Origin of the sequence: Phytomonospora sp. NPDC050363 (assembly GCF_040655735.1) — a bacterium.
Taxonomy (GTDB): domain Bacteria; phylum Actinomycetota; class Actinomycetes; order Mycobacteriales; family Micromonosporaceae; genus Phytomonospora.
On the sequence record NZ_JBFAKK010000009.1, the window covers coordinates 84,897 to 98,992 of the forward strand.

12 protein-coding genes are annotated in these 14,096 nt (G+C 71.0%); 7 read left to right on the forward strand and 5 right to left on the reverse strand.

Annotated elements, in window-relative coordinates:
• Positions 1-80 precede the first annotated feature (80 nt).
• Both AB0I28_RS24085 and AB0I28_RS24090 read left to right on the forward strand, forming a co-directional pair.
• Positions 81-1,400 carry an aminoglycoside phosphotransferase family protein gene (locus tag AB0I28_RS24085; RefSeq protein WP_357496800.1) on the forward strand — a complete coding sequence of 440 codons (1,320 nt, stop codon included), beginning with the start codon at positions 81-83 and terminating at the stop codon, positions 1,398-1,400.
• 1 nt (position 1,401) lies between these two features.
• Positions 1,402-2,241, forward strand: coding sequence for an inositol monophosphatase family protein (locus tag AB0I28_RS24090; protein WP_357496802.1), 840 nt, complete (start codon positions 1,402-1,404; stop codon positions 2,239-2,241).
• 18 nt (positions 2,242-2,259) lie between these two features.
• On the opposite strand, the gene AB0I28_RS24095 is transcribed toward AB0I28_RS24090, so the two are convergent.
• Entirely contained in the window at positions 2,260-2,832 is a 573-nt protein-coding gene (locus AB0I28_RS24095) for a cob(I)yrinic acid a,c-diamide adenosyltransferase (RefSeq protein WP_357496804.1), read from the reverse strand.
• An 82-nt stretch (positions 2,833-2,914) separates the two neighbouring features.
• Entirely contained in the window at positions 2,915-3,205 is a 291-nt protein-coding gene (locus tag AB0I28_RS24100) for a hypothetical protein (RefSeq protein ID WP_357496806.1), read from the reverse strand.
• Positions 3,206-3,728: 523 nt separating this feature from the next.
• Here AB0I28_RS24100 and AB0I28_RS24105 point away from each other — a divergent pair.
• Positions 3,729-4,721: an aldo/keto reductase family protein gene (locus tag AB0I28_RS24105; RefSeq protein ID WP_357496808.1), complete on the forward strand. Its 993-nt coding sequence runs from the start codon at positions 3,729-3,731 to the stop codon at positions 4,719-4,721.
• A gap of 49 nt (positions 4,722-4,770) precedes the next feature.
• Here AB0I28_RS24105 and AB0I28_RS24110 read toward each other — a convergent pair whose 3' ends face one another.
• On the reverse strand, positions 4,771-4,971 hold the full coding sequence (locus AB0I28_RS24110) for a hypothetical protein (protein WP_357497248.1): 201 nt from the start codon (positions 4,969-4,971) through the stop codon (positions 4,771-4,773).
• A 48-nt stretch (positions 4,972-5,019) separates the two neighbouring features.
• On the opposite strand from AB0I28_RS24110, the gene AB0I28_RS24115 reads away from it, so the two are divergent.
• A complete protein-coding gene (locus tag AB0I28_RS24115) occupies positions 5,020-6,066 on the forward strand; it encodes a nicotinate-nucleotide--dimethylbenzimidazole phosphoribosyltransferase (RefSeq protein WP_357496810.1) in 1,047 nt (348 codons plus the stop codon).
• A gap of 16 nt (positions 6,067-6,082) precedes the next feature.
• Here the strand turns inward: AB0I28_RS24115 and AB0I28_RS24120 are convergent, their stop codons facing one another.
• Both AB0I28_RS24120 and gcvT read right to left on the reverse strand, forming a co-directional pair.
• Entirely contained in the window at positions 6,083-6,439 is a 357-nt protein-coding gene (locus AB0I28_RS24120; RefSeq protein WP_357496811.1) for an MmcQ/YjbR family DNA-binding protein, read from the reverse strand.
• 380 nt (positions 6,440-6,819) lie between these two features.
• Entirely contained in the window at positions 6,820-7,923 is a 1,104-nt protein-coding gene (gcvT, locus tag AB0I28_RS24125) for a glycine cleavage system aminomethyltransferase GcvT (RefSeq protein ID WP_357496813.1), read from the reverse strand.
• A gap of 113 nt (positions 7,924-8,036) precedes the next feature.
• Between gcvT and AB0I28_RS24130 the strand changes: the two genes are divergently transcribed.
• The 3 genes from AB0I28_RS24130 to AB0I28_RS24140 all read left to right on the forward strand — a co-directional run bounded on the left by AB0I28_RS24130 (position 8,037) and on the right by AB0I28_RS24140 (position 13,846).
• Positions 8,037-9,518 (forward strand): leucyl aminopeptidase, encoded by a 1,482-nt coding sequence (locus AB0I28_RS24130; RefSeq protein WP_357496815.1) that lies wholly within the window; start codon positions 8,037-8,039, stop codon positions 9,516-9,518.
• Positions 9,519-9,639: 121 nt separating this feature from the next.
• Positions 9,640-11,295 (forward strand): RNA ligase family protein, encoded by a 1,656-nt coding sequence (locus tag AB0I28_RS24135; RefSeq protein WP_357496817.1) that lies wholly within the window; start codon positions 9,640-9,642, stop codon positions 11,293-11,295.
• Positions 11,282-13,846 (forward strand): RNA repair domain-containing protein, encoded by a 2,565-nt coding sequence (locus tag AB0I28_RS24140; protein ID WP_357496818.1) that lies wholly within the window; start codon positions 11,282-11,284, stop codon positions 13,844-13,846. Before AB0I28_RS24135 ends, AB0I28_RS24140 begins: the two co-directional genes overlap by 14 nt.
• Positions 13,847-14,096 lie beyond the last annotated feature (250 nt).

Here is a 14,096-nt window from a genome sequence, read left to right on the forward strand (position 1 = left end):
CGACCGTGTGGTCGGCCCTCGTGCCCAGCGCGCATTCGGGACTGGTCCTCGTACACTGCCGGACTCAAGGATCCCTGCAGTTGCCGACGGTCACGTCGGCACCGGAGCTGTCCAAAGGCTTCGCCGCGTTGTCAGCGGCCTTGAACCTCGATCCGCATCTTCGGCGCTGGAGTGCGGGTACTGCCGCCAACCTCCTCGAACTGCATGCGCCACCCGCCCAATGGTCACCGCCTGCACCCTTCGAATGGATTGACGGCTCACGGCTCAAAGACGTCGATCTTCCGGCGGGAACGCTCGGCCGACTGCGAGAAGGCCTCCGCCGAACGTGGATCCGTTCCGTGATCACATGGACGAACTCGGTCAAAGGACCACCGGACCCGAAAGACGCACCATGGACTCACGCCGGGTGGCACGCGGACTTCCAAACCTGGATCGATGACAGTCTTCGGCTCTCCGGAGTCGACCCACAGGGCGTGGCGATACCCGTCCAGCAATGGGGACTTTCGGTCGTCTTCCATCAGCGAAGCTCGCGTGGCGACTACTTCGCCAAAGCAACCATGCCGCTCGAACCCGATGCGGCCACAGGAAGCAGCGAGGTTCGGCTGTGCCAGAACCTCGCCCTCCGCGCGCCGGCCTTTCTCCCGCTGATCACCGCCGTTCGTCCGGAGACAGGCTGGATGCTCATGGAAGACGCGGGAGGCACCCCCCTGCGCCAGTGCGACGGCAGCTCCTGGGAATCCGGGGTCCGCGCCCTGGCGGCCCTTCAGCACAGGACGGTAGGCCAGGGGCTCGAAGGATGCGCTGATCGGAGACCTCGAGAACTGAGTCGCCGATTGCAGGAGATCGAAGACCAGGTGCGCGACACACCACATCTGAGCGATGTCGAGCGCCGGGAACTCCTCAGGTTGATGCCGTCGTTTCGAGACGTCCTTCAATCCCTTCAGGACGGTCCGGTGCCCTCATCGGTCGTCCACGGAGATTTCCATGCCGGCAACGTACGGATCCTGCCGGACAGGTCGGTGTCCATTCTCGACTGGGCCTACGGCGCGGTCGGTCACCCGTTCATGGACGTGTGGACGTTGATCAACCGTCGCTCTCCTGCTGAACGCGACCATCTGCGCCTGATCTACCTGGAGCAATGGAAGGACTGCGGTCCGGTCGACAAGCTCCTCGACGACATGCTGATGGCACAGGTCGCCGGGTCACTGAGTCAAGCGCTGACCCACATCATGATTCGCCGAGCCGTCGGACCGGCCGACCGCTTGGATTTCGCGACCCTTCCCGAACGCTGGTGCAAACGCGCGCTGGCCGCATGGACCGAACTCGACCATCACCACAGGACGCGGCCGAAATGCCGGCCCGGGAGGGATTCCGGTGGACTTTCACTCGCTTCAGAATGAGATGAGCATCGACATCGTCGAGACCCTGAGCGCCTTCCGGGCCAGGCTCCCCACACTACCGGTCACGACCAAGCCCGATCGCTCCCTGCTCTCCCAGGCGGACCTTGAGATGGAGACGCGGATCGTACGCCGGCTTCAATTCCTCGATCCCACCGCCCGAATCCTGGCAGAGGAGTCGGGCACCGGGGCCTGGCGTCCAGAAGGGGACGAAGTTCCCGAACGGATGTGGGTCGTCGACCCCATCGACGGGACGGCCGAGTTCCTTCGTGGAGAAAGCCGAGAGTACTGCTCGGCGTTGGCGCTGCTGGAGCACGGCACCCCGACATGGGCGCTCATCGTCGCACCGGAACTCGGCCGGGACCGCACACCGCTCGTCATCGCCGCCGAGGCGGGAGGCGTCACCGTCAACGGCGCTCCCGCGGGGTTCAACTCCTCCCTGGCCGCTTCGAAACAAGCGTCAGTGACCAGAAGCATGCGGACGACGGGCCCACTGGCATTCGACGCGACCCTCCGCGCGGCCGGCTACAGCTTGAAGACCCGAGCGACTTCGCAGGTCCTCGACATGGTGAGGACCGCGATCGACCTCACCGAAGCCGCCGGTGATCCGATCCGGTTCGATGTGTTCCACCGTCTCCGCCAGAAACTGTGGGACGGCGTGGCCGGTCTGCTCATCGGTGAGATGAACGGACTGCTTCCGCCCGATGGGCCATCCCCGTTTCCCCTCACGGCAAGGGTTCTCGCCTCCGACGTGCCCACCTTCGAGCGAAGCCTCATGGGCAGGACAGAGGCCGTCGCCGTCATTGAACGAACTGACGCGGCTGGCTCGATGAAAGACCGCTGAAGTCCGCCCCTGCGGCGTTCAGGCGTTCGCAGCCGGCTCCCACAGGACGTCGGCGCCTCGATTGGCGACCCTGGCCAGCACGAAGAGAAGATCTGACAGTCGGTTCAGATACGTGGTCGGCAGCCGGTGGGTCGATTCAGGCTCGACATCGAGAAGAAGCCAGCTCGAACGCTCCGCCCTCCTGGCGACGGTGCAGGCGTGGTGCAGCAACGATGCTCCCGGCGTTCCACCCCTGAGGATGAACGAGTTCAGTTTCGGCAAGGCGTCGTTGTAAGCGTCGCAGTACCGTTCGAGCCGCTCAACATAGGCCGAACTGATACGAAGTGGCGGGTGTTCTGGATCCTCACGCACCGGGGTCGACAGATCGGCCCCGACGTCGAAGAGGTCGTTTTGAACCCTCCTCAGAACATCGCAGATGTCGCCTTCCAGATCGCCGAGAGCCACTGCCAGCCCGATCGCCGCGTTGGTCTCGTCGACATCGGCGTACGCACCAATGCGAGGGTGGCCCTTGGGCACCCGGCTGAAGTCCGAAAGACCGGTGAACCCGTCATCACCGGTTCTGGTGTAGATCCGCGTCAAGTGGACTGGCATGTTTTCAGCCTACGATCATCCGGGAACGCTTCGGGCGGTCCGAGGTGGCCACATGTGGACATTCCTGCAGCTGAGCCGAGCCTCAGCTGACGAACATCGTCCAGGGAATCGCACCGGTCATCAGTGCTTTGCCGACGAGCTGGATGCGTCCTGTGGCACCGAACAGCCGACAGAGCGTCTCGATCTCCCGCCGCACCTGCCGGTCACTGATCTCCAGGCTCCGGGCGGTGCGATGGTCCGTCCAGTCCTGCGCCAACCTCCGCAGGATCACCCGCTGCCGTACCGAAATGTGGCGCCGCCACTCTTGGTTCTCGGGACGGATGGCGGGCACCATCCGCAGCTCAAGCCCTCGGCCCATCTGATCCTGCGGCAAAGGTCGCTCCCTTCTCGCCCATCGAACGGTGCCGTCCGGCGCCACAACCACGCCACAGTCTGTCCACAGCGCCACATGAACACTGCAAAGCGCCCCCGTCACCCCCGGATACAAATGAGGACCCAGTCGGGCGGCTAGATCGGCGAGTCACGCGCCACACCATCAACCAGATGAACGGAACATAGACTGACCCGCTTTACGAACGCTTTATGGCACTCGCTCTCAGCCCTCACCGCGACAGGTTAGGAGGGCCCGGTTGCCACGAACGTTGCCAAAGGGTTGACAACCAGTGGAAGGCGAGAACACCGCGAAGCCTCCGGTGCTTCCGCGACACTCGTCGACCCGCGCCGAGGTCAGCACCGATGGAGTTCGAGTCACGAGCCACGCTGCCGCCTTGCGCGGCGTCGCCGCACCGCGAGCACGGCAATCCGGCCAGCGGAGCCGTCGCAGCGGCGACCGACTCGCCGGGCCGTCCAGAGCAGCACCAATACGCAGGCTCCCGGCCTGTTGTAGGTTCGAACCCATGGAATATCGCCACCTCGGCCGCTCCGGCCTCGTCATCAGCGAGATCGCCTACGGCAACTGGATCACCCACGGCTCCCAGGTCGAAGAAGACACCGCGCACGCCTGCATCAAGGCCGCCCTCGACGCCGGCATCACCACCTTCGACACCGCCGACGTCTACGCAAGCACCAAGGCCGAAGAGGTCATGGGCCGGGCCCTCAAGAACATCCGTAGGCCAAGTATCGAAATCTTCACCAAGGTCTACTGGCCGACGGGCCCTGGCCACAACGACCGCGGCCTGTCGCGCAAGCACATCATGGAGTCCATCAACGGGTCGCTGACACGGCTCCAGACCGACTACGTCGACTTGTACCAGGCCCACCGCTATGACTACGAGACGCCGCTGGAAGAGACGATGGAGGCCTTCGCCGACATCGTCCACGCGGGCAAGGCGCACTACATCGGCGTCTCCGAATGGCGGGCCGAGGAGATCCGGGCGGCGCACGCGCTGGCCCGCGAGCTGAAGATCCAGCTGGTCTCCTCCCAGCCGCAGTACTCGATGCTGTGGCGGGTCATCGAGTCCGAGGTCGTCCCGACCTCCGAGGAGTTGGGCATCGGCCAGATCGTCTGGTCGCCGATCGCGCAGGGCGTCCTGACCGGCAAGTACCTGCCGGGTCAGCAGGCACCGGCGGGGTCGCGTGGGGCCAACGACGACGGCGGCGTGAGCCGCTACCTCAACGACGACGTCCTGACGCGCGTGCAGCGCCTCAAGCCGATCGCGGAGGAGGCGGGCCTGAGCCTCGCGCAGCTGGCGGTGGCGTGGGTCCTGCAGAACCCGAACGTGTCGGCGGCGATCATCGGCGCCAGCCGTCCCGAGCAGGTCGCGGAGAACGTGAAGGCCGCCGGCGTGAAGCTCGACGCCGACGCGCTCAAGGCCATCGACGAGATCCTCGACCCGGTCATCGAGCGTGACCCGGCCAAGACCGTCAGCCCGGCCAAGCGGCCCGGCTAGGGGCGGACTTCGGGCGCCGTTTCGTACCGGAAACGGCGCCCGCTCGCGTCTACTCCTGCTCGACGTTGAGGCTCATGCGGTACTCGACCCGGTCGTCCTCGAGGAGGATCACCGTCGCCGCGCCCTGCTCGGTGAGCTCCCGCCAGTGCATCCCCAGCCACGACTCGGCGTCGCCCTGGCTCTGGTGCGACTCCTCCGGACCGGGCTTGCGCTCACCCTCGCCGTCCTCGAGCTGCCACGTCCACACCATCATGTCCCCTCTCTTTGTCTGCACTGGCAGGCTATAGCCTTGCTCCTCGTGAGCACTGAGAGCAGTTCGGCCGACATCGCCGCCGAAGCCGCGGCCCCCGACATCACGCAGGTCACCGCGCCCTTCCCCGACGAGGCGTACTCCGGTGCCACGCGCAACCGCCTGACGACCCTCGACCTGCCCGGCGCGGGCTTCGGCAACGCCGCGAACCTGCTCGCGTGGGTCGGGCGTGTGCAGGGCTCCGACAACCCTCGTCCGTTCACCGCGGCGCGCGCGATCGTCCTGGCCGGCGCGGTGGAGGGCGAGTTCTCCGCCGGCGACGAGGACCTGCCGCGCCGGCTCGCCGAGATCGCCGACGGTTCGAGCCCGCTGAGCGTCCTTGCCGACGCCGCCGGAATCGGTCTCGAAGTGGTCGAGGCCGCCGCCTCGGCCGCGCCGGAGGCCGGCGACACCATGTCGGAGGAGGAGACCGTCGCGGCGATGCAGCGGGGACGCGACCTCGCCGACGCGGCCGTCGACTCCGGTGCCGACCTGATCGTGCTCGGCGCGCTCGGGCAAGGGCTGCGCACCGCCGCGATCGCGCTGACCGCGCACGCCACGAACTCCGAGGCCATCGGGTGGCTTCCCCGGGTGCTGGCCGAGCCGGGCCGCTACGACGACGCGGCGTGGATGCGCCGCGCGGCGGCCGTCCGCGACGCCTCGACGAACGCGCGCCCGCAGGCCCGCCGCGCCCCGGTGATGCTGCGCGCCCTGGGCGGTCCGGCCCTGGCGATCGCCACGGGCCTGGTCGTCGGCGCGGCCTTGCGGCGCACGCCGATCCTCTACGACGGGCCGGTCGGCGCGGCGGGGGCGATCATGGGCCGCGACATCACGCTCGGCGCGCCGAAGTGGTGCTACGCGCCCGACCACGGCCCGCACAAGCCGGTCGAGAAGGTCAACGACCTGATCGGCTACCTGCCGGTCTTCGACCTCAAGACCGACCTCGGCGAGGGCGCCACGGCGCTGTCGCTGCTGCCGGTGGTGAACACTCTGCTGTCGATCGCCTCGACAGGCCGGGTGCACGCGCCGACGCGCGACGACGGCGACGCGACCTGACCTGACCGGCGGCGCCTCAGTCCTCCTGGCGCGCGTCGAACTCCCGGACGGCCTTCTTCGGGGCCGTCCGGCGCCACGCCTCTTCGACGAGGTCGCGCAGTTCGCCCGGGTCGACCTTCTCCAGGTCGACCCGCACCCAGCCGAAGCGGCCGACGTAGGCGGCCTTCTCGTACACCTCGGGTGACGCGGCGAGCAGTTCGGCCTGCTCCTGGCGGCCGGCCTTCACCGACAGCTCGGTGCCGCCCTCCTGCCCCATGGCGAGGATCTTGTCGCCGACGCGCAGGGTCGGGTGCCCCCACTCGGCCACGTGGACCTCGCGGCCGCCGGGGAGCTCCAGGACCCATTCGCGGACCTGTTCGTAGGTGACCGTCATGGGGCCAGGTTAGGGCTTGTCCTGTGGGTCTTGTGGGTGCGAGGCGGGAAGCATTTTTCTTCTGGCCAGACGTTTTGCGGCCCTAGGGCGTGTCCTGGTGATCTTGTGGGTGCGAGGCGAGGCTCGTTTTTCTTCTGGCAAGCCGTTCTTGCGCCCTGGTACCGGTGTTGTACCTGGGCGAAAGAACGGTGCCGCCAGGGGGAGAACGAGTCCGCCGCAGCCCCACAGTGATCACCCGGACACGCCCTAGTACCGGTGTTGTACTCGGGCCGTGAAACGGCGCCGCCAGGGGACCTGTGCTCCAAAGAACGCTGAGCCCGTCGCAGCCCCGCAGTGATCCACCGGACACGCCCTCAGCCCGGCCCCCGACGTTCGCGGCGCTACCTGACCGAAGGCCGCACGAAGGGCGGCTTGACGACGGTCATGGCGACGCGGCGGCCGCGCACGTCGACCTCCACATTCGCGCCCTCGTCGAGGCCGGCGGCGGTGTCGAGGAGGGCGAGCGCGATGCCGGTCTTCTTCGTCGGGGAGAAGGTCCCCGAGGTGACGGTCCCGACGGCGTCGTCGCCGTTGTAGACGGTCATGTCGGCGCGGGGGATGCCGCGGCCGGCGGCTTCGAGGCCCCACAGGCGGCGGCCGGGCCCGGCGGCCTTCTCGGCGAGGAGCGCGTCGCGGCCCCAGAACTCGGGCTTCTTCCAGCCGACGGCCCAGCCGGTGCGGGCCTCGTTGGGGGTGATGTCGAGGGACAGCTCGTGGCCGTGGAGGGGGTAGCCCATCTCGGTGCGGAGCGTGTCGCGGGCGCCGAGCCCGGCAGGGCGGATGCCCTCGGGCGCGCCGGCCTCGATGAGGGCGTCCCAGACGGCGACGGCGCCTTCGGCGGGGACGACGAGTTCGTAGCCGTGCTCGCCGGTGTAGCCGGTGCGGCAGACGACGAGGGACACGTCGCCGAGCTTGGCGTCGGCGAAGGACATGTACTCGTGGTCGGTGGGCAGGCCGAGGGCGGCGAGCACCTCAGTGGAGCGGGGGCCCTGCACGGCCAGGACGGCGTGGTCGGCGTGCTGCTCTTCGACGGTGACGCCTTCGGGGGCGGCGGCGGCGAGGCGGCGGGCGACTTCGGCGGTGTTGGCGGCGTTGGGGATGAGGAAGACGCGGTCGTCGCCGTAGAGGTAGGCGATGAGGTCGTCGACGACGCCTCCGCCGGCGTCGCAGCACAGCGTGTACTGGGCGCGGCCGGGGGCGATGCGGCCGAGGTCGTTGGTGAGGCAGCGGTTGACGAACTCGGCGGCGCCGGCGCCCCGCACGTCGACCTTGCCGAGGTGCGAGACGTCGAAGACGCCGACGCCGGTGCGCACGGCGGTGTGCTCGGCGATCACGCCCCCGCCGGCGTATTCGAGGGGCATGTCCCAGCCGCCGAACTCGGCGAACTTGGCACCCGCGGCCACGTGGCGGTCGTGCAGGGGTGATCGGCGAGACGTCGTGGTCATGAGGGCAACTTACCGCGAGGGCGCGGGCCGTACGATCGACGGGATCGGCAAAGATCCACGTGCCACACCGCAGACCAGCAAAAGGCCTCCAGACACTGATTAAGGACACCGCTGTGACCGACCTGACCCTGACCACCGCCGATGCGACGACGCTCGACGTCGACGTTCTCGTCATCGGCCTGCACAGCGGCGACGAGCTGACCCTCGCCCCGGGTGCCGAGCCCGTCGACGCCGCTTTCGACGGCGCCCTCCTTTCGACCCTCGACCTGCTGGGCGCCTCGGGTGCGGTCGGCGAGGTCACCCGCTTCGCCTCGCTGGGGAAGGTGACCGCTCCGGTCGTGGCCGCCGTCGGTCTCGGCCCGGTTCCCGAGAACGGCGAGCCGGTCAAGGCCGAGAGCCTGCGCCGTGCGGCGGGTTCGGTCGCGCGCGCCGCCACGGGCCGCGAGTCGGTCGCGCTGGTGCTGTCCACCGACGGCGACGAGGGCGCGGCCCTCGCCGAGGGCGCGCTGCTGGGCGCCTACCGCTTCGCCGGGTACAAGACCGAGACCGACCCGAAGAGCAAGTCGGTCGGCACGGTCAGCCTGGTCGGGTCGGACGCCGACATCGCGCGGGCCACGGCGATCGCGGGCGCGGTCGCCAAGTGCCGCGACTGGGTGAACACGCCGGCGAACATGCTGCGTCCGCCCGGGTTCGCCGAGCAGGCGGCGGCGCTGGCGACCGAGGCGGGCCTGGAGGTCGAGGTCCTCGACGAGCAGGCCCTGGCCGACGGCGGTTACGGCGGGATCCTGGCGGTCGGTTCGGGATCGGACGCCAAGCCGCGCCTGGTCCGCATCGCCTACCGCGCCGAGAACGCCACGAAGCACGTCGCGCTGGTCGGCAAGGGCATCACCTTCGACACCGGCGGCATCTCCATCAAGCCCCCGCAGGGCATGTGGGACATGAAGACCGACATGGGCGGCGCCGCCGCGGTCATCACGACGGTCCTGGCCGTCGCCGCGCTCAAGCCGAACGTCAACGTCACCGCCTACGCGGCGATGGCCGAGAACATGCTGTCGGGCTCGTCCTACCGTCCCGGCGACGTCGTCACCGCCTACGGCGGCAAGACGATCGAGGTCCTCAACACCGACGCCGAGGGCCGCATGGTCCTGTGCGACGCGATCGTGCGCGCCGGCGAGGACGACCCGGACTTCCTCTACGAGACCTCGACGCTGACCGGCGGGCAGGTCGTGGCACTGGGCAAGCGGACCAGCGGCGTCATGGGCGACGAGACCGAGTGCGCCCGCGTCAAGGCCGCCGGTGAACGCGTCGGCGAGCTGATGTGGCCGATGCCGTTCCCGGAGGAGATCCACAAGATCATGGACTCCCCCATCGCCGACACCTCGCAGGTCGCGCAGGGCATGGACCGCGCCGGTCACATGCTCCAGGCGGGCATCTTCCTCTCGCGCTTCGTGAAGGAGGGCCTGCCGTGGGCGCACATCGACATCGCGGGTCCCTCGGGTCACGCGGGTGAGCCCTACGGCTACATCCCGAAGGGCGCCACGGGCATCCCGGTGCGCACGCTGCTCGCGCTGATCGAGGAGCACGCGGCGGGTTAGGCCGTCACAGCGTTCCGGCGGCGCCGGTCTCCCTCGCGGGGGCCGGCGCCGCTCGCAATCCGGTTGTCCGGCGCGGGCGCCCGCGCCTAGCCTGTGCGGACAGCCTGAGCGAGGGGGAGCCATGCGTGTGCCGTATCCGCGCACCCCGCACCTGCCGTGGTCGCCGGGGTTCACCGCCGACGACCTGCGCGCCGGGTCGGTCGCGCTGGAGGGCCGCGAGGTCGTCGTCACCGAGAAGCTCGACGGCGAGAACACCACCCTCTACCGGGACGGCCTGCACGCCCGCTCGCTCGACTCCGGCCATCACCCCTCGCGCGCCCGGATCAAGGCTCTGCACGGCCGCGTGGGGCGTCTGATCCCCGAAGGCCGCCGGGTGTGCGGGGAGAACATGTTCGCCCGCCACTCCATCGCCTACGACGACCTCGACGGCCACTTCTACGCCTTCTCGGTGTGGGACGGCGACACCTGCCTCGACTGGGACGCCACCGTCTCCTTCACCCGCGAGCTGGGTCTCCCCCTCCCCCGTGTGCTCTACCGGGGGCCTTACGACGAGCGTTTGCTGCGCCGCCTCAAGCTCGACACCGACCGCGTCGAGGGGTACGTCGTCCGCGATGCGTGCGCCTTCACCCTCGACGGCTTCGGCGAGCGCGTCGCGAAGTGGGTCCGTGCCCGCCACGTTCGGACCGACACGCACTGGATGCACGCCGAGGTGGTCCCCAACGGGCTGGGACCGTCGGCGGCGTTGTGGGAGGTGCGCTCGGGCGGCGCCGCCGACGTAGCGGCGATCGCCGCCCTGACCGGGCTCGGCGACGCGCACGCCTCCGTCGCGGCCGAGGCCGCCGCGCGTCTGGGCGACCGGACCGGCGACGCGCGGCTGTCGGGGGTCTTGGCCGCGCTCGCCCACGACCGTCCCCGCTCGACCTTGGCCGCCGACTTGGCCGGGCGGGTCGGGGTGGGGCTCGCGCGGCGGGTCGCCGACCTGGTGGGACTGCGGCCGAGGCTGTCGGAGCCGTTTCCCGACGAGGACCGGCGGGCGGGGCTGCTGCGCATGTCGGTGTCGGCCGACCTGGGCGTCCTGCACGCTCTGGCGATGGCCGTGGCGCCCGGCGAGCAGGTCGAGTGGTCGGCCCTGCACGCCACCGAGCTGCCGAAGGCGCGTCCGGTCCACGAGGGGCTCGAAGGGGACGCCGACGTCATCGCGCGCCGGTGGGGAGAGGCCCGCGAGGCCTTCGCCGAGGGCCGGATCCGCTCCGCCGCCGAGGCCGACGCGCTCACCTGGCGCTGGCGAGCGGGCGACTTCCCGCGCCTGGTGCTGACGGTCGGGCCGTCGGGCAGCGGCAAGTCGCGCTTCGCCGGGTCCTCGGCCGCCGACGAGGTCGTCTCCCTCGACGGGCTGCGCGCGGCGCGCGGCGGCCGCTCGGTGCAGGGCGACAACGCCGCCGTGCACCGCGAAGGGCTCGCTCGGCTCGGCGCGGCCCTGCGCGGGAAACGCACCGTCGTGTGGGACGCCACCGCGCTCAACGCCCACCAGCGCGGTTCGGTGCACGCCGTCGCCGCCCGCCGGGACGCCCTCGTCACGCACGCGGTGTTCCTCGTGGACTCCGCCGAACTCGCCCGCCGCAACGGCGCCCGCGAGCACGGGGTGCCCGGGCATGTTCTCGACGCACAGCTCGCCCGCTTCCGCCCGCCCTATCCCGGCGAGACGCACCGTACCTGGTACGTCGCGCCGGACGGGTCGGTCGACGACATCGCCGGAGCACCCGATGCGCACCAGTGACGAGATCTACCACCGGGTCCGCTGGGACGCCCGCTTCGACCCGGCGCGCTTCGTCGTCGGCGTCGCGCAGCGCGGCCGGGAGCCCCAGCGCGTCCCCTTGACCGCGTTCACGCCCGGCGGGGACGTGCCGTGGCACCGGGTGGTGTTCGTCGAGGCAGACGGGAGCCCGGTGTGGGACCGCGCGAGCGGCCTCGACGTCCTCGACAGCGCCGGGCTGGGCCTCGTGCGGCACGAGAGCGTCCTGCGCCCCCCGTTCTTCGCGGCGCGCGCGGTACGGGGCCAGGGGACCGCGACGGCCGCAGCCGTACGCGTCTTGACCTGGAACACCCTGTGGGACCGCTTCGAGTCGCATCGGGTGCGCACCGCCGAGCGGCGTCCGCTCCTGCTGGCCGCGCTGGAGGCCGCCGGCGCCGACGTCATCGCCCTCCAGGAGGTCGAGGCGCCGCTGCTGGCGATGCTGGAGCCGTGGACCGCCGAGGGGTGGGCACTGCTCGGCGAGCCCCGCGACGTCGACAAGGCCGGGCTCGTGCTGCTCTCCCGACTGCCGGTCCGCGAAGGCGGCTGGCACGCGCTGAGCCCGCACAAGGCGGTCGCGGCGATCGTCGTGGAGACCGCCACCGGCCCGCTGACCGTTCTGAACACGCATCTGACCAGCGATCACACCCCCGGCGGCGCCGGGCGTCGCGGGCGCGAGTTGGCCCGGATCGCCGAGGGACTGTCGGGCGTCGACGGCGACGTGGTGGTCGTCGGCGACTTCAACGAGGACACCGCGCGGCCGGGGACGTTGCTGGCGATGCGCGACGCCTGGACGGAGGCGCGCGGCGACGGCACTCCGACGTTCGACCCCGTCGCCAACCCGCTCGCGGCGATCGCCTCGCTGTCGGGCAGGCCCGGCCGGATCGACCGGATCTTCCTGCGCGGCCCGCGCGCCACGGCCGCCTCACTGCACGGCGACACGCCGGTCGGCGGGCTGCACCCGTCGGATCACTACGGGCTGTCGGCGGTGCTCGGCTCGGGCCCCGTCGAGGACGTCCTCGACGTCGCCCCCGGAGCGCGCACGGCCCTCGCCTGGATCCCGCCGGAAGGGCTGTGGGAGCCGATCCAGCGCGTCCGGCGCGAGCACGACCCGTCCTTCGACCGCTGGCCGCCGCACGTGAACGTCCTCTTCGGCTTCGTGCCGGAGGCCGACTTCGAGTGCGCGGCCCCCCTCGCCGCACGCGCGCTGACCGGCGTCGCGCCGTTCACCGCGCGGCTCGGCGCGGTCGGCCGATTCGAGCAGGGCACGGTCTGGCAGCACCCCGGTGACGACGGCTGGATCGGCCTGCGCGGCGCCCTCGAAGGGCGTTTCCCCCGCTGCGCGGGACGCTCCTACACGCCGCACCTCACCGTCGGGCGCGGCTCCCTCGACGCCCGCCTGCCCGTCGCGACCGCGCGCGTCACCGAACTGACGCTGCTGTCCCGGCGCGGCGACGGCCCGATGGAGCCCCGCGCGACAGTCGCGCTCGGCACCGGCGAGGTCCGCTGGATCACGCCACCGCCGACCGCTCCCGAACCCGCCCGCACCAAGGCCTCGTCGGTCGTCGCCCGCGTGACGGCAGCGCTTCCCTGCGCCGACGTGCACCTCGTCGGGTCACGCGCGCTCGACTGCGAACTCCCCGGCGCCGACGTCGACCTCGTCGCCGCCGGGACCGTGCCCGCCGCCGCGATCGCCGCCCTGCCCGGCGTCACCGGATTCCGCGAGCTCACCGGCGCCCGCGTCCCGGGGATGCGTTTCCGGCTCGGCGACCTGGCCGTCGACCTCGCCGTGGCTCCCGGTGAGCCCCGCGACGTCGCCCGCCGCACCGAACGCGACCCCGACACCGCCGTCACCCTCAGCGCGGTCGGCGACGCCGAGGCGCTGCGCGGGCGCGTCCACCCCGGACTCGTCCGCCAGGTCAAGGCCTGGGCCCGGGCGCGCGGACTCGACAGCGCGCCCTTCGGCACACCGCCCGGCCTCGCCTGGACCGTCCTCGCCGCGCTCGTCGAGGGCGACCTGCGGGACTTCTTCGCGCACTGGGCCGCCTGGGACTGGCGCCGGCCGGTCGCCCTGACCGGCTCGCCCGAACCCACCGGAGAGCCGATGACCGTGCTGACCCCGAGCGCGCCGGTCCGCTCCTGCACCGCGCAGGTGCTGCCCGGCATGGCCGCACTGATCGCCGAGGAGCTCTACCGCGGCTGGGAACTGGCCGGCTCACCCGAACTCGCCGCTCCACCGCCGATGCACCGCCGCCACCGCGCCTGGGCGGTGGTCACCGTGACCGCGCGAGACGGCTTCGAGGCCGCCCGGGGCCGCATGCGCGGCAGGATGAACGCCCTGCTCGCGCGGCTTCCCGCCGACGCGCACGCCTGGCCCCGGGCATTCGAGGAGCGGCCCGGACGCGCCCGCTACGCCGTCGGCCTCGGCCGCGACACCCCCGGTGACATCGCGGGGATCCTGGCGTCGTGGACACGCGGCCAGGCCGGGGTATCGGCCGAGGTCCGGGCCGGCGGCGAGGTCCCCGACCTCCGGTGAGACACGCGTGCCGTTGATCACCCTTGCGCGCGGCCCTCGACCTCGCCTAAAATGTCCTCGGCCTTGTTCCCGACGTCAGGACCTCCGTTGGACATCTGAGATCGCGAGACACCGCAGCGGCCCTAGCCGTGCGCCTTAGGCGTACGCGTCCGTTTGCGCGCGATCTTGGTGCGGAGTCCCGTCGGGCTTTTTCATGCCCGCGCCCTCCCCCGGTTCAAAGACGGCCCCGCCGTGTCTCGCCTCGCAGCCC

Excerpts from the sequence above, each read along its gene's own strand:
- AB0I28_RS24090 (WP_357496802.1), top strand. The coding sequence starts at position 1,402 with ATGAGCATCGACATCGTCGAGACCCTGAGCGCCTTCCGGGCCAGGCTC.
- AB0I28_RS24140 (WP_357496818.1), top strand. The coding sequence starts at position 11,282 with ATGCGCACCAGTGACGAGATCTACCACCGGGTCCGCTGGGACGCCCGC.
- AB0I28_RS24105 (WP_357496808.1), top strand. The coding sequence starts at position 3,729 with ATGGAATATCGCCACCTCGGCCGCTCCGGCCTCGTCATCAGCGAGATC.
- AB0I28_RS24135 (WP_357496817.1), top strand. The coding sequence starts at position 9,640 with ATGCGTGTGCCGTATCCGCGCACCCCGCACCTGCCGTGGTCGCCGGGG.
- AB0I28_RS24110 (WP_357497248.1), bottom strand. The coding sequence starts at position 4,971 with ATGGTGTGGACGTGGCAGCTCGAGGACGGCGAGGGTGAGCGCAAGCCC.
- AB0I28_RS24095 (WP_357496804.1), bottom strand. The coding sequence starts at position 2,832 with ATGCCAGTCCACTTGACGCGGATCTACACCAGAACCGGTGATGACGGG.
- gcvT (WP_357496813.1), bottom strand. The coding sequence starts at position 7,923 with ATGACCACGACGTCTCGCCGATCACCCCTGCACGACCGCCACGTGGCC.
- AB0I28_RS24120 (WP_357496811.1), bottom strand. The coding sequence starts at position 6,439 with ATGACGGTCACCTACGAACAGGTCCGCGAATGGGTCCTGGAGCTCCCC.